The sequence below is a fragment of the Providencia sp. 2023EL-00965 genome, assembly GCF_033550225.1.
GTDB classification, from domain to species: Bacteria; Pseudomonadota; Gammaproteobacteria; order Enterobacterales; family Enterobacteriaceae; genus Providencia; species Providencia manganoxydans.
In genome coordinates this window covers 1-18,989 of sequence record NZ_JAWUEH010000011.1, presented here as the reverse complement: position 1 = coordinate 18,989, position 18,989 = coordinate 1, and the positions used below count along the sequence as shown (strand labels likewise).

The following is an 18,989-nucleotide window of genomic DNA, read 5'->3' as shown; positions in this document are numbered from 1 at the left end:
TTTTTATTGTTGTGTCATGACAGAAGCGGTTGTTGCAAGAGGGGTAATTTTAACTTGCTTAATGATGTTGTCGCTGATCAGCAATACTTCCACTAAATAATTACCAATCACAATTTGCTCTTGTAACTCAGGAATATCACCAATAGCTTCTAATACCATACCATTTATGGTTCTTGGGCCATCAATTGGCAGGTGCCAATCAAACGCTTTATTCAGGTCGCGAATATTTGCTGTACCATCAACTAAAACGCTACCGTCGCTTTGTGGTAAAACTTCTTCCGCTAATGAGGGTGACATTGAAGTCGTAAAGTCACCGACAATTTCTTCTAAAATATCCTCAACAGTAATTAGGCCTTGGATCTCGCCATATTCATCAACGATGATGCCAATTTTTTCTTTATTGTGTTGGAAATTAATTAGTTGGATGCTTAACGGCGTGCTGTTAGGAATAAAATAAATATTATCAGCAGCCTTAATTAGGTTCTGTTTATTGAATTCGCGTTTTTCCATCATCATGCGATAGGCTTCGCGTACACGTAAAATACCAATAGCATCATCAAGAGAGTCACGATAGAGCACGATGCGGCCGTGTGGTGAGTGTGTTAGCTGGCGAATGATAGACTTCCAGTCATCATTGACATCTATGCCGACAATTTCATTTCTTGGCAACATAATGTCACCCACGGTGACTTTCTCAAGATCCAATATGGAAATTAGCATGTCTTGGTTGCGGCGGCTGAGCTTGGCTTTTGATTCATTAACGATAGTTCTCAGCTCTTCTTTACTTACCGCGTCGCTACGAATAATCGGGGATTTTATACCGCATATCCGCATAAATAATAATGTGATTTTGTTGAAGGTCCAAACTACTGGGAGCATGATTTTTTGTAGTGGTTTTAAAATATAACTACTAGGAAAAGCAATTTTTTCTGGGTACAGCGCAGCTATGGTTTTAGGCATAACTTCAGCGAAAACGAGTATCACAAAGGTCAAAATACCAGTAGCAATAGCGACACCTGCGTTACCATACAAACGCATACCGATAATGGTCGCGAGTGATGAAGCAACTATGTTGATCAAGTTGTTGCCGATCAAAATTAAGCTGATGAGTTTATCAGGATGCCTAAGTAACTTTTCAACACGTTTAGCTGAGCGATTACCTTGTTTGGCGAGGTGCTTTAGGCGATAGCGATTTAGCGTCATCATGCCTGTTTCTGAGGCTGAAAAATACGCAGACATCACGATCAAAACCACTAATATAATGATAAGCGTACCAGTAGATACGTGATCCAAAACTAGTTTCCTTATGCTATGTCGATAAGATTATTTTATTAGTTTTTTTGTTAAGGTACCATAACTTGCTGTATCAACCGATTACCGAAAAAAGCCATTGTAAGAATTAATGCCCCAGCAACATGGAAAAATAGAACTCGTTTACCTCTCCAGCCGCCTTGGAAGTGACCCCACAGTAAAATAATATAAACGAACCAAGCAATAACAGATAACACAGACTTATGAATGTTTTCTTTATCAAAGATATTATCCATATAAATAAAGCCAGTGCATAAGGTTAAGGTGAGCAGAATGACACCGACTTGTGTGATATGGAACATTTTGCGTTCAACCACCATCATGGGAGGCATATCAGAACTGAACTTGAGTGTTTTATTTTTTAATTGGTAATCAATCAAGGCAACTTGGAAGGCATAAAGTGCAGCGATTAATAGTGTTGCATAACTGAGTAAAGCTAACCCAATATGGATAAATAAAGGAACGCTAGCTTCTAAGTGTGTAATAAATTCACCGGGCATAATTGTCGAAAGCATTAAATTAATAATCGCAAAGCTATAGACAATAGGGGTAAGGTACCAAGCCCTACCTTTGTATGCTACGACAGTCATAATGATACACATCAGCAAGCTGACTGCGGAACCCAAATTCAATAATGTGAGGTTTTGCCCTCCGTCTCCACGAAAAATAAGTAACTTTAGCGTTATTGCATGTGTGATCAGTGCAATAACTGCCAATAAAAGGGCGAGCTGGCGATACATAGGCTGCTTACGAACCTGACCAGGAACAATCAGAGACAGGCTGAGCAGGTATGTACAAACTGCTATGACTGCAAATACGGGCATAGTATAGTGTCGTTATTCATTTTAAGTGGATAATGTTAAGTAGTATAACTCGTGCAGCTGTAGGCTCCAACCATTGGTCACATTAATAAGCCTCTTCTTAAATTGTTAACGATATCGAAGAGCCCTTTTTTTTGATTTTACTCATCCTATTTAGATAGATAAGTAAATTGGAACGCTGGCCGACTAAATCAACCTTAAACAGGGTGAAGCGAAACCGCATCAGGTATGGTACACTACGGCAAAAAGTTTTGGCGTTGGTTTTATACTCGTCATACTTCAAGCTGCGGCGCTTTGCGTTAAGGTATATGCGTTAAGCTATAGTAGCTACTACTCGCTACTTGCCACATAGTTCTCTATGCTTCTAGCGATCAATTCATTCGTTGCTGCACGATGAATTATTTAGAGCATAGGTATTGGCGGTTATTTGCCTTTCTAAAAGATAAATAATAAAAAAGTTGCCTAAATTAGCCACTATGTACTTGCATTTTGCAGTATGAATAACCAAATCTAGCTTTGACAGTAGGCCCTTAAACAGAATTGAGCTAAGACATATGTTTGATAATTTAACTGACAGACTATCGCGCACTTTGCGCAACATCAGCGGGCGTGGTCGTCTGACTGACGATAATATTAAAGATACACTGCGTGAAGTTCGCATGGCTTTGCTGGAAGCAGACGTTGCTTTGCCCGTTGTCCGTGAATTTATTCAAAAAGTAAAAGACAGTGCCGTTGGCCAAGATGTCAATAAAAGTTTAACCCCGGGCCAAGAGTTCATCAAAATTGTTCAAAATGAACTCACAAATGCGATGGGGGAAGAGAACCATCAGTTAAATCTTTCTGCTCAACCGCCTGCGGTTGTGCTTATGGCTGGTTTACAAGGTGCGGGTAAAACAACCAGTGTCGCTAAGCTAGGTAAACATTTAAAAGAGAAACAAAAGAAAAAAGTTTTAGTTGTTTCAGCTGACGTCTATCGCCCTGCGGCGATCAAACAGCTAGAGACATTAGCGCAGTCAGTTGGAATTGATTTCTTCCCATCTGATGCACAAGAAAAGCCTGCTGCTATCGTACAAAAAGCCTTAAAACATGCCCAATTGCAGTTTTATGATGTATTGCTGGTGGATACCGCGGGTCGCTTACACGTCGATGAAGCAATGATGGATGAAATTAAAGAAGTCCATCGTATTATCAATCCTGTCGAAACTCTGTTTGTTGTTGATGCAATGACGGGGCAGGATGCGGCGAATACAGCAAAAGCCTTTAATGAAGCCCTACCTTTAACTGGGGTCGTGCTGACTAAAGTGGATGGTGATGCACGCGGTGGTGCGGCTTTATCCATTCGTGCAATTACTGGTAAACCTATCAAGTTCTTAGGGGTAGGGGAAAAAACCGATGCACTGGAGCCATTCCACCCTGAGCGTGTAGCTTCACGTATTTTAGGCATGGGCGACGTATTATCGCTGATTGAAGAGATTGAACATAAAGTTGACCGTGACGAAGCGGAAAAATTGGCGAAAAAACTCAAAACGGGTGATAGTTTTGATTTAAATGATTTTCTCAATCAATTAAAGCAAATGCGCAACATGGGTGGCATGGCCAGTATGATGAGTAAGATCCCAGGTATGTCACAAGTTCCTGATGCTGTTAAGTCTCAGATGGATGATAAAATCACCATCCGTATGGAGGCGATTATCAACTCAATGACGCGCAAAGAACGAGAAAAACCTGAGATTATCAAAGGGTCTCGTAAGCGTCGTATTGCAGCGGGTTCAGGAACTAACGTGCAAGAAGTTAATCGTCTTTTGAAGCAGTTTGATGATATGCAACGCATGATGAAGAAGATGAAAAAAGGCGGTCTTGCTAAGATGATGCGTGGTATGAAAGGAATGATGCCACCGGGTTTTCCGGGGCGTTAAGTAATGAAGCTAGAAAGAATATGCACTTTTGATTGATTTTTGCGTCAAAGTGAGTAAAATTTTCGGGCTTTTTATATGACAACCGGACTCTATCCCTCGATGGAGTCTGGTTGTTTTATTAACTAATGAGGATGTTATGGTAACAATTCGTTTATCTCGTGGCGGCGCAAAAAAGCGTCCGTTCTACCAAATCGTTGTAACCGATAGCCGCAATGCGCGTGACGGTCGTTTTATCGAGCGTATCGGTTTCTTCAACCCAATCGCTTCAGGTCAAGCAGAAGAACTGCGTTTAGACTTAGATCGTATCGAGCACTGGGTTGGCCTGGGTGCAACTATTTCTGACCGTGTTGCACAACTGGTCAAACAAGCTAAAAAAGCAGCTTAATCTGTCACGGTGGTAACAATGAGCAAGCAAGTAAATCTAGCGACACCTACTAATCCAATTGTTTTGGGTAAACTAGGCGCAGCATATGGAATTCGTGGTTGGCTCAAAGTTTTTTCGTCCACCGAACATGCTGAAAGTATTTTTGATTATCAACCTTGGTTTATTCAGCGTTCTGGTCAGTGGCAACACATCGAACTGGAAGATTGGAAACACCACAACAAAGACATTATTGTTAAGCTCAAAGGGGTCGATGACCGCGATGAAGCTGCGCTCTTGACTAATTTTGAGATTGTTGTTGATTCAACGCAACTCCCTGAATTAGATAACAACGAGTACTACTGGAAAGACCTTATGGGTTGTCATGTAGTGACGTTGCAAGGGTACGACCTTGGTACCATCACTGATATGATGGAAACTGGGTCAAATGATGTGATTGTGATAAAGGCAAATCTAAAAGATGCATTTGGCATCAAGGAGCGGTTGGTTCCGTTTCTTGATGGGCAGGTTATCAAGAAAGTCGATCTCAAATCTAAACTGATTGAAGTTGATTGGGATCCTGGTTTTTAAATCTCCGGTTGAACGGTTTTTATGAGTGGGACTAAATCATGTGGATTGGTGTAATTAGCCTGTTTCCCGAAATGTTCCGCGCAATAACCGAGTACGGGGTAACTAGTCGGGCAGTGAAAAATGGCCTGATGTCTGTTGAATGCTGGAATCCGCGGGACTTTACCCACGATAGGCACAAAACAGTGGATGATCGCCCTTATGGCGGTGGTCCAGGCATGCTGATGATGGTGCAACCTTTAAAGGATGCTATCAACGCAGCAAAAGCTGAGGCGGGTGAAGGCGCGAAAGTGATTTATCTGTCACCTCAGGGGCGCAAACTCAGTCAAGACGGTGTTTGTGAGTTGGCAACGAATAAGAAGTTAATTCTTGTTTGTGGTCGATATGAAGGTATTGATGAACGGATCATTCAAACCGAAATTGACGAAGAGTGGTCAATCGGTGATTACGTTCTCAGTGGTGGGGAACTCCCTGCTATGGTGTTGATAGATTCTGTATCTCGGTTTATACCTGGGGTGCTAGGTCATCAAGCTTCTGCGCAAGAAGACTCTTTTGCAGATGGTTTGTTAGATTGTCCACACTATACTCGCCCTGAAGTTTTAGACGGCATGCAAGTACCTGATGTTTTACTATCAGGTAATCATGCAAAGATAGATAGCTGGCGCATGAAGCAATCACTTGGCCGTACCTGGCTTAGAAGACCTGAGCTTCTGGAAAGCCTAGCTCTGACTGACGAGCAGAGGATGTTGCTAGCTGAATTTCAACGTGAATATCAGCTTGAGCAATAAGTGAATCCAGACAATTAAATTAATTGTCTAACATATATCAGTTTACCTAGGGTAAGAGAATTATTATGAGCAACATTATTAAACAACTTGAACAAGAGCAGATGAAGCAGGACGTACCTTCATTCCGTCAGGGTGATACTGTGGAAGTTAAGGTATGGGTCGTAGAAGGCTCTAAAAAACGTCTGCAGGCATTTGAGGGCGTGGTTATCGCTATTCGTAACCGCGGTCTGCACTCTGCATTCACTGTTCGTAAAATTTCTAACGGCGAAGGTGTTGAGCGCGTATTCCAAACTCACTCTCCAGTCGTAGATAGCATCGCTGTTAAACGTCGTGGTGCCGTTCGCAGAGCTAAACTGTACTACCTGCGTGAGCGTTCTGGTAAGGCAGCTCGTATTAAAGAGCGTCTGAACGCCAAGTAATACGCTTTCGCACATCCGAAAGTTATAGATAAGGCTCGTGCTGAGTAAGCACGAGCCTTTATATATCCGCATACTCATCATATTTCAAATCGTAGCGTTGTTGGCTGTATTCACTCGCGACTCATCACATACTCATATACGCTCCTAGCGTCTCACACCACCTAGCTACAGCTTGAACTGTCTGCGTACACTTCGCGACGATCCTTTCTGCTATTCATTAAGATATAATTAATTTTATTGGTTAAACTGATTTTTATTATCTAGATGTAAATGTAAAATTACACTTATTGTGTTTTTGTGTGTTTTTTGAGCAAATGAAAATGATTGATGTATGAATAATTTGTTTAATATTAACTGCTTATATTTTTGTTCATTTAAATTTACAGTATTGTAATTATTTTACATTAATGGATTGTAATCTTTACGTTGCGTGGTATGTTAGTCCTTAACGCACAGAAAATATATAAACAGTTAAGTAGGTAATAAAAATGATCATGCAAAAAGATGTACTCAATAATGTGAATATTCATGATGAACAGGTTTTAATTACACCTGAAGCTCTGAAACAGAAGTTTCCTCTGAGTAACAATAACCTGCATGCTATCGCGGCCTCACGTAAAACTATTGCTGATATTATTCATCAGCGTGACCCGCGCTTGCTCGTGGTATGTGGTCCTTGTTCTATTCATGATGTTGATGCGGCGATTGAATACGGTCAGCGTCTACAAAAACTTGCAGCTGAGCTGAATGACAGTTTATATATTGTGATGCGTGTTTATTTTGAAAAACCTCGTACAACCGTGGGTTGGAAAGGACTAATCAGCGATCCTGCGATGGATGGCTCATTTGATATGGAAACAGGCCTACATATTGCTCGTGATTTATTGACTAACTTGGTGAATATGGGGCTACCTTTGGCAACTGAGGCTTTAGATCCAAATAATCCACAATACTTAGGGGATCTATTTAGCTGGTCTGCAATCGGTGCAAGAACAACGGAATCACAAACTCACCGTGAGATGGCTTCAGGTTTATCAATGCCTGTTGGGTTTAAAAATGGTACTGATGGTAGCTTATCTACTGCTATCAATGCGATGAAAGCTGCATCAATGCCACACAGATTTATGGGCATCAATCAGTCTGGCCAAGTTAGCTTGCTGCATACTAAAGGTAATGATAACGGGCACGTGATTTTACGTGGTGGTAAAACACCAAATTACAGCGCTGAAGATATTGCCGCTTGTGAAGCTGAAATGAAAAAAGCGGGACTTGAACCGTCATTAATGGTCGATTGTAGCCACGGCAATTCAAATAAAGACTACCGTCGTCAGCCATTAGTTGTTGATTCAATCATTGAACAAATTACTAATGGAAATCAGTCAATAACGGGTATTATGTTAGAAAGCCATTTACATGAAGGTAATCAAACATCAGAACAACCACGTGATGCGATGAAATATGGTGTATCAGTCACTGATGCTTGCATTGATTGGGAAACAACAGAAGTGGTACTGCGCAAACTTCATCAAGCGTTATTACCTGTGCTTGAAGAGCGCGCAGAAAAATTTGAAATTGCGAGTTAATACAAGGTATAGGTATGTCTGTTGAATTATCTCATCTGAGAGATCAAATTGATGAAGTTGATAAATCATTATTAGATTTATTGGCTAAACGCTTACAGCTGGTAGCCGAAGTCGGTGAAGTTAAGAGTCAACATGGCTTACCGATTTATGTGCCTGAGCGGGAGTCAAGTATGTTGGCTGCCCGCCGCCAAGAGGCTGAGCGAATGGGGATCCCTGCTGATTTAATTGAAGATATACTTCGTCGTATTATGCGAGAATCCTACGCTCGTGAAAATGACAAAGGTTTTAAAACGCTAAAGCCAGATGCCGGCCCAATTGTGATTGTAGGTGGTGACGGTAAAATGGGGCGGTTATTTAACCGCTTACTAACGTTGTCAGGCTACCAAGTAAAAACATTAGGTGAGCAAGATTGGCCTCAAGCCACCTCTATTGTATCGGGTGCAAGCGTTGTCATTGTCAGCGTGCCAATACATACAACGGTAGAAATTATTCATAAGCTACCTAAATTAGATAAAGAAACGATCCTTATTGATATCGCATCAGTGAAGCGTCAGCCTCTTGAAGCGATGCTTGCGGTACATGAAGGTCCTGTCCTTGGTTTACACCCTATGTTTGGTCCTGATGTTGGTAGTGTTGCAAAACAAGTGTTTGCATTTTGCGACGGAAGAGATAGTGGTGCTTATCAGTGGTTTCTTGAACAGCTACAGGTTTGGGGGGCTCGCTTGAAAAAAATTACTGCGAACGATCACGATCGCAATATGAGTTTTATTCAGGCATTACGCCATTTCACCACCTTTACCTATGGTCAAAATTTAGCGGAGGAGCATGTAGATCTCCAGCAGTTGCTGGATCTATCATCTCCGATCTATCGTTTAGAGCTGGCTATGGTTGGGCGCTTATTTGCCCAAGATCCGCAGTTGTATGCCGATATTATTATGTCATCAGATGAAAATATTGAATTGATCCGCCGTTACTATCAATTATTTGGCGAATCGATTGAAATGCTGGAACGCAAGGATAAAGCTGAATTTATACAGCAATTTAATAAAGTCAGTGAGTGGTTTGGTGAAGATGCTCACCACTTCATGAAGGAAAGTCAGTCGCTATTGCAAAGAGCTAACGATAATCGTAAATAATACTTGTTATAGCCCCAATTGGGGCTATATTTTTGATACTTCAAGTTGCAGTACTTTTCGTTAAGATGTAAATAACGTATTCACTAATTGTCTAACGGCACCTACCAATATGTAGAGGATATATTTCCCTACAAAATCGTAAGAAGCAAATTATTAAGCCATCACGTTCTTTTTTACTATGTGCACGTGATTTTACTTATTACTGTATTCCATAACTTAACATACCAATAAATATACTAATGTTAGTGACTAACTCTCTATTAGCTCCAGTTAATTGGTTTATAGGTTGAACATTTTAAAATTGAGCGATTTTAATAATAAAGTTAGTTGATTATTTACCGATATTAATGCCCATGAAATGATTAATTGGTCGGTGAGGAATCTATGTCCCTGAAGGATATGAAAATTGGTGTAAAACTATCGATTGCATTCGCTTTCTTTATTTTACTTATGTTATTGAGTTCAACATTTTCTCTAATCAGTTTAAATAGAGCGAATGATGGAATTCAGACGGTTATTTATAAAGATTATCCAATGACTGTTAAGGCTAATCAGCTAATGGATAATTTTTATTCTTATATTGGCATACAAGAGTTAATTTTACTGGATGATAGAGACAGTGAAAGACGTCGAAACGAACTAAGCAAAATTAGTGAGAATGTGGCACAGCTGTTGAAGGAGCTTGATGATCATGCAACAGATCAACAGTCTATTAGCGTACTTGAACAGATCTATGATGTTCGTGATCGTTTTCTTCAATCCCAATCTCGTTTGAATCACTTTTTAGCCAATAATGATCGCCGTGCAGCTATTGATGAAATGATGAATAAAACATCGGCTATTCAACGTGAATATCGTGAAAAAGTACAAAACTTTATTGAGGTACAAAATCACAAAATGCAGCAAGCGGGCATTGTTGTTAATGATGAATACAATTTTAATAAATATTTCTTAATTATATTAGCGCTGATTAGTATTGCGCTTGGTTGTGTGATTGGCTGGTTTATGACCCGATCAATTACTCGCCCACTTGGAAAAGCGGTAGCTTTTGCTCAAGCCATCGCTGAAGGTGATTTAACGCAACATGTAGAAATCAAATATCGTGATGAAACCGGTATATTACTTCAAGCATTGTTGGAAATGAAAAAACGTTTATTGGAGATTGTGCTGGAAGTCCAAAATGGATCAGAAAGTATTTCGGCGGCGGCGGGGCAAATTGTTGCTGGCAACCAAAATCTCGCAGCAAGAACAGAGGAGCAAGCAACCTCTGTCGAAGAGACGGCGAGTTCGATGGAACAGATCACATCAACAGTACAAAATACGGCTGAACACACCCATCAAGCCACCCAGCTTGCTGCTGATACTGCACTAGTCGTTACGAATAATGGCAAAATGATGAATCGAGTGACTGATAAAATGCGTGCTATTAATGCATCATCAAGTCAAATGACTGATATTATTAATTTAATCGATTCTATAGCCTTTCAAACTAATATCCTCGCATTGAATGCCTCTGTTGAGGCTGCTAGGGCGGGCGAGCATGGACGTGGTTTCGCTGTTGTTGCGGGAGAGGTTCGACTCTTAGCACAAAAAAGTGCTAATTCAGCTAATGATATTAGAGTCTTAATTGAAAATTCACTCACAGAAACGAAAGAGGGGATGGAGTTAGTTGAAAATGTGGAAACGCAAATTCATGGTATGGTCAAAAATGTTGAAGAGATGGATAAACGTTTGCAAGAAATAGGACAAGCTAGCCATGAGCAAAGTGCAGGGATCTTGCAAATTAATAGTGCTGTTGGGCAATTAGATGCCACAACACAACAAAATGCCAGTTTGGTTGAGCAATCTGTTGCTGCCGCTGGAGCATTGGAGCAGCAAGCCTTACACCTTAAACAGCTAGTTAATTATTTTCGTGTCGACCTTTCAATGCATTAATTGAAAGTTTGATATCAATAAAAGCCAGTTAGTCAATTACTGGCTTTTATGTACCAAGATCTAAGGGGTAATTTTTTCAGGTTCAACAGGAACAATATTTTCTGATGGGTAACAACCTAAAATTTTAATCGAGCGTGTAATGGCTGATAGATCTTTGAGTGCTTGTTGCATATTTTCGGTGCGCAGGTTGGAGTGAACATCAATATAAAACATCTCTTCCCATGGCTTACCATTAATCGGGCGTGATTCAAGCTTGCTCATGATGATCTTATTATTTTTTAAGATAACTAGCGCATCTACCAGAGCCCCGGCTTGTTGACCTGTGGTAATCAGTAGTGTCGTTTTCGCAGGGACTTGCTCAGTAACTTCAATTGCTTGTGGAGCAACAACAATAAACCGAGTCATATTAATTTGCTGGTTAGCTAAGTTATGCTCTAGCACTTGTAAATTATAGAGCGCACCGCCTGCTTCGCTGCCAAGTGCTGCAACATTTGGTGAATTTTGTTGAGCCACTTTTTGCATTGCTGTTGAGGTACTGTCGCAATACTCGATTTTCCAATGAGGATATTGAGAGAGATATTGGCTGCATTGTTGGAACGGTTGAGGATGACTATAAACCGTATCTATTTTACTAAGATCTGTATCACAGGATGTTAGCAAGCAATGGTTAATCGGTAAGCGGATTTCACCGACAATCGATAATGTGGTGTTTTGTAATAGGTCATAAACATCATTGATTGCCCCTGAACTGGTATTTTCAATCGGTAAAATACCATAGTCAGCTTGACCGCTTTCAACAAGAGAAAATATATCTTGGAATTTATGGCAGCTGCACTCAACAAGTTGGTCAAAGTGTCTAGCTGAATATTGACGGGCTGCGATGTGTGAGTAGGAGCCTTTAGGACCTAAAAATGCAAATCGTGCTGAATCACTGGGTGTTAGATTGAGATGTTGCTGTAGGATAGCTTGTTGTGTAAGAACCGAATCCTCGATGATCATTTGAAATAGTCGGGTGACATAAAAACCGTCTAAGCCTAGCGGTTTTGCTTTGTCGATCAAAACATCCAATAATTGGCGCTCGCGTTCTTTATCTCGTATTGGGCGGTTATCTTCTAGCTTTGTTTGTGCGACTTCAACGGCATAGCCGCGTCTCTTAGCCAGTAGGCCAAGAAGTTCACTGTCCAATTGGCTGATTTTTTCACGTACTTTCAGTAAATTAGTGCTGTTATCCATCCTACCTACCCTTAAAACATCAGTGAATAAAAAAAGCCCCTATTTAGAGGGGCTTTAAATCTTGTCTTCTTTTATTTCTCGAACGACAAAAGCCCCTTAGTAGGAGTTGCTAAAGAAAGAAAAGAAACCAAGATTCATATTCATAATTAATACCATAATTGCAGAGTGTTCTCTTAAATAGAACTGATAGTTAACTGGATGTCAACAAAAAAGAAGTTGTACCATCAAAAAACGCACCCATGATGAGCGCGTTGGAAAGGTTTCAAGATAAGTTTGTAGATAATATAAAATTATAACGTAACAAGGTTCGCTTCTTTTACACTATTGCTGGCCCTTCTTGATTCTCCTTTGTGTTGTGCTTTATTGAGTTGTCTTTCGAGTTTGTTAATTAATTCATTGATTGCGACATACATATCTTCATGTTTGGCGCTTGCAACCAGTTTACCTGTGGCTGTTTTAATATTGGCATCCACCATAAAGCCTTGTGGTTCTTTCGATAATACAACATGAGTATTAATCAAAGAAACTTGCCATTTGTCGAGTTTGGTCAGACGGCTCTCAATGTGATCTCGGATAGCGGGGGTAATATCCATTTGTTTGCTAGTTATGTTCACTATCATATAGTTACCTCTCATTGTTTCCGTCTTCGATGTACTCAGAATAGCGACTATTTAGTTTAAAAAATTGACCTAGATCACACTTGATACATGCAGTCCATTCTCACCATCTGAACTGTGATTTGGTATAAAAAAGTAGGGGAAAGAGATTGCCAAGTTTGAGTTCTTGGGCCAAACTGAAAAAGTTGACTATCAATACGGTTAATAGTCGGTACTATCTTTGGGCTAAAATTTGATGCATGAGTAAATAGTAGAAAATAGCCTGAAAAATCAATATATACTCGTCATACTGCAAGTTGCAGCGCTTTACATTGAGGTATAACAACTACGCTCATTCGCACCACTTACCACCAGTCATACCAGTCATATAGTTTTCTATGCTCCTAGTGACTCATTCGCTTGTCGCCTAGCTGCACCTCGAATTATTTAGAGCATAGTGATATTTAATCTATCTTGGATTTCCATAAAAAAACAGCAGCCGAAGCTGCCGTTTCTCAATTCTACAGCTTGATTAATTACTATTAGCGGCAATCAAGTTTGCAACTTTATTTGCTTCCGCGTTAAGCCCCATTTGATTGTAAGCTATCTCCATGTATTTTAATGCTTTTCTTGTGGCATCAGTATCTGGGTAGTCTCTTAACATTTGTTGAACTCGATTGACAACCGCGACATAGGCACCACGTTTGTTGTAATATTCAACGACGGAGAGGTCAAATCGCGCTAAACGATCTTTTAAATAGATAAGACGTTTGCTGGAATCGTTAGCATAGAGGCTGTTAGGATAGTAACGAACCAATTGGCTAAAGTCCTTAAAGGCGACTCGTGCGTGTTGAGGATCTCTATCTGAGCGGTCAATACCAAAGAAACCTTGCAATGCACTATCATCAAGTGCCATTGCAGTCAAACCACGCATATAGAGCACATAGTCAATATTTGGGTGGGTTGGGTTTAGACGCATAAAGCGGTCAATTGCAGCTATCGCCATTGGTAGTTCAGCTGATTTATAATAAGCATAAATCAGATCTAATTGTACCTGCTGGGCATATGGGCCAAATGGATAGCGGTTATCCAACGCTTCCAATTGCTTGATGGCCGCTTTGTAGTTACCATCCTGCAACTTTTGCTGGCCAACACTGTACATTTCAGCCGGGGTGCTATCAGGGCTGATTTCATTATTGCTGGAGCATCCGGTGAGTACCAGGCTCAACGTGGCGGCAGCCACCAGATATTTCATACGTATCATCACGTGTTGGTTATCCTCTGAGTGTTTCGAGGGAGACTATCCGTAAGGCTCCCGGCAAAATTCGAGTTACAATAGCATATATTTTAAATAAAACGGCCTCGCCGTCAAAACACAAACACTAAAAAAGTAGATTAATTTATGGCTCAACAAGTACAACTTAATGCAACTGTTGCTGAATCACAGCTCGGTCAACGTTTAGATCAGGCTTTAGCGGAATTGTTCCCTGATTATTCACGTTCTCGTATAAAAGAGTGGATTTTAGATGATAGAGTGCAGGTTAATGGGAAAGTTATCAATAAGCCAAAGGAAAAAGTTTTAGGTGGCGAACAAATTTTAGTCGATGCGTTGATTGAAGAGGAGAATCGTTGGGAGCCACAAGATATTCCTTTGGATGTCGTTTATGAGGATGAAGATATCTTAGTCATCAACAAACCTCGTGGTTTAGTGGTACACCCAGGTGCAGGTAACCCAGATGGCACTATCTTAAATGCATTACTATATCGTTATCCTGAAATTGTTGACGTACCACGAGCAGGGATTGTTCACCGTCTCGATAAAGACACGACTGGTTTGATGGTGGTTGCAAAAACGGTTCCTGCACAAACTCGTTTAGTTGAGTCATTACAGCTACGTGAAATCACACGTGAATATGAAGCAGTTGCCGTTGGTCGAATGACTGCGGGTGGGATGGTGGAAGAACCTATTTCGAGACATCCAACAAAACGCACTCATATGGCCGTACACCCGATGGGAAAACCTGCCGTAACACATTACCGTATCATGGAGCATTTCAGAGCACACACTCGCTTGCGCTTGCGTTTAGAAACGGGAAGAACTCACCAAATACGCGTACATATGGCACACATTAACCATCCTCTTATTGGTGATCCATTATATGGTGGCCGTCCTCGCCCACTGAAAGGTGCCAGTGAAGCATTTTTAGACGTCATGCGTAAATTTGATCGCCAAGCATTACATGCCACCATGTTACGTTTATATCATCCAATTTCAGGGATCCAAATGGAGTGGCATGCACCTTTACCAGATGATATGGTGGAACTTATCGAAGCCTTAAAGGCAGATTATCAACTACATAAAGATAATATGGACTGGTAATGAATTCACTTATTTTCCCTGATTGGCCACAACCTAGCAATATATCCAGCTGTAGCACAACTCGCCTTGGTGGTGTGAGTTTGGCGCCGTTTGATAGCCTAAATTTAGGGGATCATGTAGGTGATGACCCTGTGTTAGTCAGTGAAAATCGTTCTTTATTACAAAAATTAGCTGGCTTGCCACAGCAACCTTTGTGGCTCCAGCAAGTTCATGGAACAGAAGTTGTGTGTTTAAACAATGGTGATTGGGAAAACACCCGTGCTGATGCGGTATATACTAATCAGGTGGGGCAAGTTTGCGCCATCATGACCGCAGATTGTTTACCTGTCCTTTTTTGCAGTAAAGATGGTCAAGAAGTCGCTGCTGCACATGCAGGTTGGCGTGGTTTATGTGATGGTGTACTTGAGAATACAGCCGCTCAATTTTCATGCCCAAAAAGTGAGATTATGGCTTGGCTCGGTCCTGCCATTGGCCCTGAAAACTTTGAGGTAGGTATTGAAGTCAAGGAAGCCTTTATTAAACAATCAACGGATTTAGCATCAGGTTTTGTTCCGTACGGTGAAAAGTATTTAGCTGACATTTACTTATTAGCACGAAAAAAACTACAAGCAATAGGGATTTCATCCATTTATGGTGGCTCATTTTGTACAGTAAGTGATAAAAACAGATTTTTTTCCTATCGTCGTGAGGGTAAAACGGGGCGTATGGCATCATTGATATGGATAAATAACTAGTAATTAGTGAATTGTTCCAAATTAACCAATATCACTAAAATAATTAAGATGTAAACTTGAATAAATAGAAATAGACCTCATCTATTCACCAGAAGCAATTTTAATTCCATTTTATTGGAGGTGTTATGCGTCTGGATCGTTTAACTAATAAATTCCAGCAAGCTCTCGCTGACGCCCAGTCATTAGCCCTTGGGCGCGAAAACCAGTTTATTGAACCTATTCATTTATTAAGTGCACTGTTTAATCAGGAGAGTGGCTCAATTCGTCCTCTTTTGACCACAATAGGTGTTAATGCAGTAGAGTTTAAACAAAAAATTGAAGAGGCTCTTGCCCGCCTACCACAGGTACAAGGTATTGCTGGTGATGTTCAGCCATCAAGTGATTTGATCCGTCACTTAAATTTATGTGATCAACTAGCACAAAAAAATGGAGATGAATTTATCTCCTCTGAATTATTTCTTGTTGCTGCTTTAGAAGCGAATACATCCCTCGCAGATATGCTTAAAGCGGCTGGTGTAAATAAAGCTAACTTAAATAAGGCAATAGAACAGATGCGTGGTGGAGAAAAAGTGAATGACCAAAGCGCTGAAGACCAGCGCCAAGCCTTAAAGAAATTTACAGTTGATTTAACTGAGCGTGCAGAGCAAGGCAAATTAGACCCAGTGATAGGGCGTGATGAAGAGATCCGCCGTACAATTCAAGTATTACAGCGTCGTACAAAAAACAACCCTGTATTGATAGGTGAACCGGGTGTAGGTAAAACCGCTATCGTTGAGGGTTTAGCGCAGCGTATTGTTAATGGTGAAGTCCCTGAAGGACTAAAAAATAAACGCGTTTTATCTCTCGATATGGGCGCGTTAATTGCAGGTGCAAAATTCCGTGGGGAATTTGAAGAGCGTTTAAAAGGTGTATTGAATGACCTTGCTAAACAAGAAGGTAATGTCATTCTGTTTATTGATGAGTTACATACCATGGTCGGTGCGGGTAAAGCTGACGGAGCTATGGACGCGGGGAATATGTTGAAGCCTGCGTTAGCTCGTGGTGAATTACACTGCGTGGGTGCAACCACTTTAGACGAGTATCGTCAATATATTGAAAAGGATCCGGCTTTAGAACGTCGTTTCCAAAAGGTATATGTGGCTGAGCCTAGCGTAGAAGATACTATTGCGATTTTACGTGGTCTGAAAGAGCGCTATGAGTTGCACCATCATGTACAAATTACAGACCCTGCGATTGTCGCAGCGGCAACATTATCACATCGATACATTACTGATCGTATGCTGCCGGACAAAGCTATCGACCTGATTGACGAGGCGGGTGCGAGTTTGCGTATGCAAATGGATTCTAAGCCTGAATCCCTTGACCGTTTAGAGCGTCGTATTATTCAGCTCAAACTGGAGCAGCAGGCACTGAAAAAAGAGTCCGATGACGCAAGTAAAAAACGCCTTGATATGCTTGAAGAAGAGTTAGCAGAAAAAGAGCGTGAATATTCTTCATTAGAAGAAGAATGGAAAGCAGAAAAAGCTTCATTAACAGGTACTCAGCATATTAAAGCTGAATTAGAAAATGTACGCCACGAAATGGATAAGGCGCGTCGTAGTGGTGATTTAGCCAAGATGTCTGAGCTACAGTACGGTCGTATCCCTGAGTTGGAAAAGCAATTAGAAGCCGCGACAAAAGCAGAAGGTAAGAGCATGAAACTTCTGCGTAACAAAGTGACAGATGTTGAAATTGCAGAAATTCTCGCTCGCTGGACGGGTATACCAGTTTCTCGTATGTTGGAAAGTGAAAGAGAAAAATTGTTACGTATGGAGCAGAAATTACACCAACGTGTAATTGGCCAAGACGAAGCCGTGGTTGCTGTGTCTAATGCTATCCGCCGTAGCCGTGCTGGTTTGTCAGATCCTAATCGCCCAATTGGTTCATTTATGTTCTTAGGGCCAACAGGGGTTGGTAAAACAGAACTGTGTAAAGCACTGGCAAACTTTATGTTTGATAGTGATGATGCGATGGTTCGTATTGATATGTCTGAATTTATGGAGAAACACGCAGTTTCCCGTTTGGTTGGTGCACCTCCAGGATATGTCGGATACGAAGAAGGTGGTTATCTGACGGAAGCTGTTCGTCGTCGTCCGTACTCGGTAATATTATTGGATGAGGTGGAAAAAGCCCATCCAGATGTTTTCAATATTCTATTACAAGTATTGGATGATGGCCGTTTGACTGATGGTCAGGGTCGTACAGTCGATTTCCGTAATACCGTTATTATCATGACGTCTAACCTTGGTTCTGATTTGATTCAAGAACGTTTCGGCACCATAGGTTATTCAGAAATGAAAGATATGGTAATGGAAGTTGTAGCACATAGCTTTAGACCAGAGTTTATCAACCGTATCGATGAAGTCGTTGTGTTCCACCCGTTAGGTAAAGAACAAATTACGAATATTGCGAATATCCAATTAGGACGTTTATACAAACGTATGGAAGAGCATGGTTATGAAGTGAGTGCAACACCAGCCGCATTGGAAAAAATTGGTGAAGCAGGATTTGATCCAATATTTGGTGCTCGTCCACTGAAACGTGCTATCCAGCAAGAAATTGAAAACCCGCTGGCGCAAGAGATACTGTCTGGCAAACTTATTCCAGGTAAACCAGTTGTGTTAGATGTTGAAAATGATGAAATCATCGCTAAGCAGTAATCATTTAACTCTAAAGATATAAATATAGAAGGCGGCCTCATGGTCGCCTTTTTTATCTCTAATCTTTCTAGATATGGGATTTGAGCATCTAAAAAGACTATTTTCGCTATAAAAATAGCCTTAAAGTATAAAAGTTAATCGGTTGTCATTTTTTTCTCAAAAAAACACTTGCTAGAATTTCCTGACTCCCTATAATGCGCCTCCACTGACCGACGATGAGCCGACACGAAATGTGATGGCAAGCCCAAAGGGGATAACCCAAAAGGCATCACGAAGGCAGCGAGAGATTCTGAAAAGAATAAGTGAAAAAAAAGCTTGACTCTCGATGAGGAAAGCGTATTATACGCCACCTCGCGACAACGACCTAAACGGTTAATATCGAAAGATAAAGTCGCAACGCTCTTTAACAATTTATCAGACAATCTGTGTGGGCACTCACAAGACACTATCAAAAAAATATTTGATTTTAAAGTCTTGAAGAGTGACTAA

General features: G+C 40.8%; 16 protein-coding genes and 1 other annotated feature. Of the genes, 11 read left to right on the top strand and 5 right to left on the bottom strand.

All coding sequences use genetic code 11. From position 1 onward, the window contains the following. Positions 1-3: 3 nt before the first annotated feature. Together SC428_RS14130 and SC428_RS14125 are read right to left on the bottom strand one after the other, a co-directional pair. Complete coding sequence (locus tag SC428_RS14130) at positions 4-1,293, bottom strand: CNNM domain-containing protein (protein ID WP_070926494.1); 1,290 nt, start codon at positions 1,291-1,293, stop codon at positions 4-6. Positions 1,294-1,343: 50 nt separating this feature from the next. Then, positions 1,344-2,135 carry an inner membrane protein YpjD gene (locus tag SC428_RS14125; protein WP_070926492.1) on the bottom strand — a complete coding sequence of 264 codons (792 nt, stop codon included), beginning with the start codon at positions 2,133-2,135 and terminating at the stop codon, positions 1,344-1,346. Between the two features lie 551 nt (positions 2,136-2,686). Between SC428_RS14125 and ffh the strand changes: the two genes are divergently transcribed. The 8 genes from ffh to SC428_RS14085 all read left to right on the top strand — a co-directional run bounded on the left by ffh (position 2,687) and on the right by SC428_RS14085 (position 10,858). Then, positions 2,687-4,048 (top strand): signal recognition particle protein, encoded by a 1,362-nt coding sequence (gene ffh / locus SC428_RS14120; RefSeq protein ID WP_070926489.1) that lies wholly within the window; start codon positions 2,687-2,689, stop codon positions 4,046-4,048. A 136-nt stretch (positions 4,049-4,184) separates the two neighbouring features. Then, positions 4,185-4,433 (top strand): 30S ribosomal protein S16, encoded by a 249-nt coding sequence (gene rpsP / locus SC428_RS14115; RefSeq protein ID WP_070926487.1) that lies wholly within the window; start codon positions 4,185-4,187, stop codon positions 4,431-4,433. Positions 4,434-4,451: 18 nt separating this feature from the next. Further along, complete coding sequence (rimM, locus tag SC428_RS14110) at positions 4,452-5,000, top strand: ribosome maturation factor RimM (protein WP_070926485.1); 549 nt, start codon at positions 4,452-4,454, stop codon at positions 4,998-5,000. A 38-nt stretch (positions 5,001-5,038) separates the two neighbouring features. Further along, a complete protein-coding gene (trmD, locus tag SC428_RS14105; protein ID WP_070926483.1) occupies positions 5,039-5,785 on the top strand; it encodes a tRNA (guanosine(37)-N1)-methyltransferase TrmD in 747 nt (248 codons plus the stop codon). Positions 5,786-5,850: 65 nt separating this feature from the next. Continuing rightward, a complete protein-coding gene (rplS, locus tag SC428_RS14100) occupies positions 5,851-6,204 on the top strand; it encodes a 50S ribosomal protein L19 (RefSeq protein WP_004914006.1) in 354 nt (117 codons plus the stop codon). A gap of 488 nt (positions 6,205-6,692) precedes the next feature. Beyond that, positions 6,693-7,787, top strand: a complete 1,095-nt coding sequence (locus SC428_RS14095; protein ID WP_070926482.1) for a 3-deoxy-7-phosphoheptulonate synthase — start codon at positions 6,693-6,695, stop codon at positions 7,785-7,787. A gap of 14 nt (positions 7,788-7,801) precedes the next feature. Then, positions 7,802-8,923 carry a bifunctional chorismate mutase/prephenate dehydrogenase gene (tyrA, locus tag SC428_RS14090; protein WP_140181995.1) on the top strand — a complete coding sequence of 374 codons (1,122 nt, stop codon included), beginning with the start codon at positions 7,802-7,804 and terminating at the stop codon, positions 8,921-8,923. 384 nt (positions 8,924-9,307) lie between these two features. Further along, the gene (locus SC428_RS14085; protein ID WP_318708207.1) at positions 9,308-10,858 is read left to right on the top strand and encodes a methyl-accepting chemotaxis protein; all 1,551 of its coding nucleotides are present in this window, start codon (positions 9,308-9,310) and stop codon (positions 10,856-10,858) included. A 60-nt stretch (positions 10,859-10,918) separates the two neighbouring features. Here SC428_RS14085 and pheA read toward each other — a convergent pair whose 3' ends face one another. From pheA to bamD, 3 genes are all read right to left on the bottom strand, one after another. Continuing rightward, entirely contained in the window at positions 10,919-12,091 is a 1,173-nt protein-coding gene (gene pheA / locus SC428_RS14080) for a bifunctional chorismate mutase/prephenate dehydratase (protein ID WP_070926478.1), read from the bottom strand. Between the two features lie 26 nt (positions 12,092-12,117). Beyond that, positions 12,118-12,239: a sequence feature (Phe leader region), on the bottom strand. Between the two features lie 142 nt (positions 12,240-12,381). After that, positions 12,382-12,711, bottom strand: coding sequence for a ribosome-associated translation inhibitor RaiA (gene raiA / locus SC428_RS14075; RefSeq protein WP_070926476.1), 330 nt, complete (start codon positions 12,709-12,711; stop codon positions 12,382-12,384). 508 nt (positions 12,712-13,219) lie between these two features. Next, on the bottom strand, positions 13,220-13,951 hold the full coding sequence (gene bamD, locus SC428_RS14070; RefSeq protein ID WP_070926474.1) for an outer membrane protein assembly factor BamD: 732 nt from the start codon (positions 13,949-13,951) through the stop codon (positions 13,220-13,222). 138 nt (positions 13,952-14,089) lie between these two features. On the opposite strand from bamD, the gene rluD reads away from it, so the two are divergent. The 3 genes from rluD to clpB all read left to right on the top strand — a co-directional run bounded on the left by rluD (position 14,090) and on the right by clpB (position 18,500). Further along, complete coding sequence (rluD, locus tag SC428_RS14065) at positions 14,090-15,067, top strand: 23S rRNA pseudouridine(1911/1915/1917) synthase RluD (RefSeq protein WP_070926472.1); 978 nt, start codon at positions 14,090-14,092, stop codon at positions 15,065-15,067. Next, positions 15,067-15,801 (top strand): purine nucleoside phosphorylase YfiH, encoded by a 735-nt coding sequence (gene yfiH, locus SC428_RS14060; protein ID WP_318708203.1) that lies wholly within the window; start codon positions 15,067-15,069, stop codon positions 15,799-15,801. The genes rluD and yfiH overlap by 1 nt, the downstream gene beginning before the upstream one ends. 125 nt (positions 15,802-15,926) lie before the next feature. Continuing rightward, positions 15,927-18,500 carry an ATP-dependent chaperone ClpB gene (gene clpB / locus SC428_RS14055; RefSeq protein WP_140187206.1) on the top strand — a complete coding sequence of 858 codons (2,574 nt, stop codon included), beginning with the start codon at positions 15,927-15,929 and terminating at the stop codon, positions 18,498-18,500. Positions 18,501-18,989: the final 489 nt, after the last annotated feature.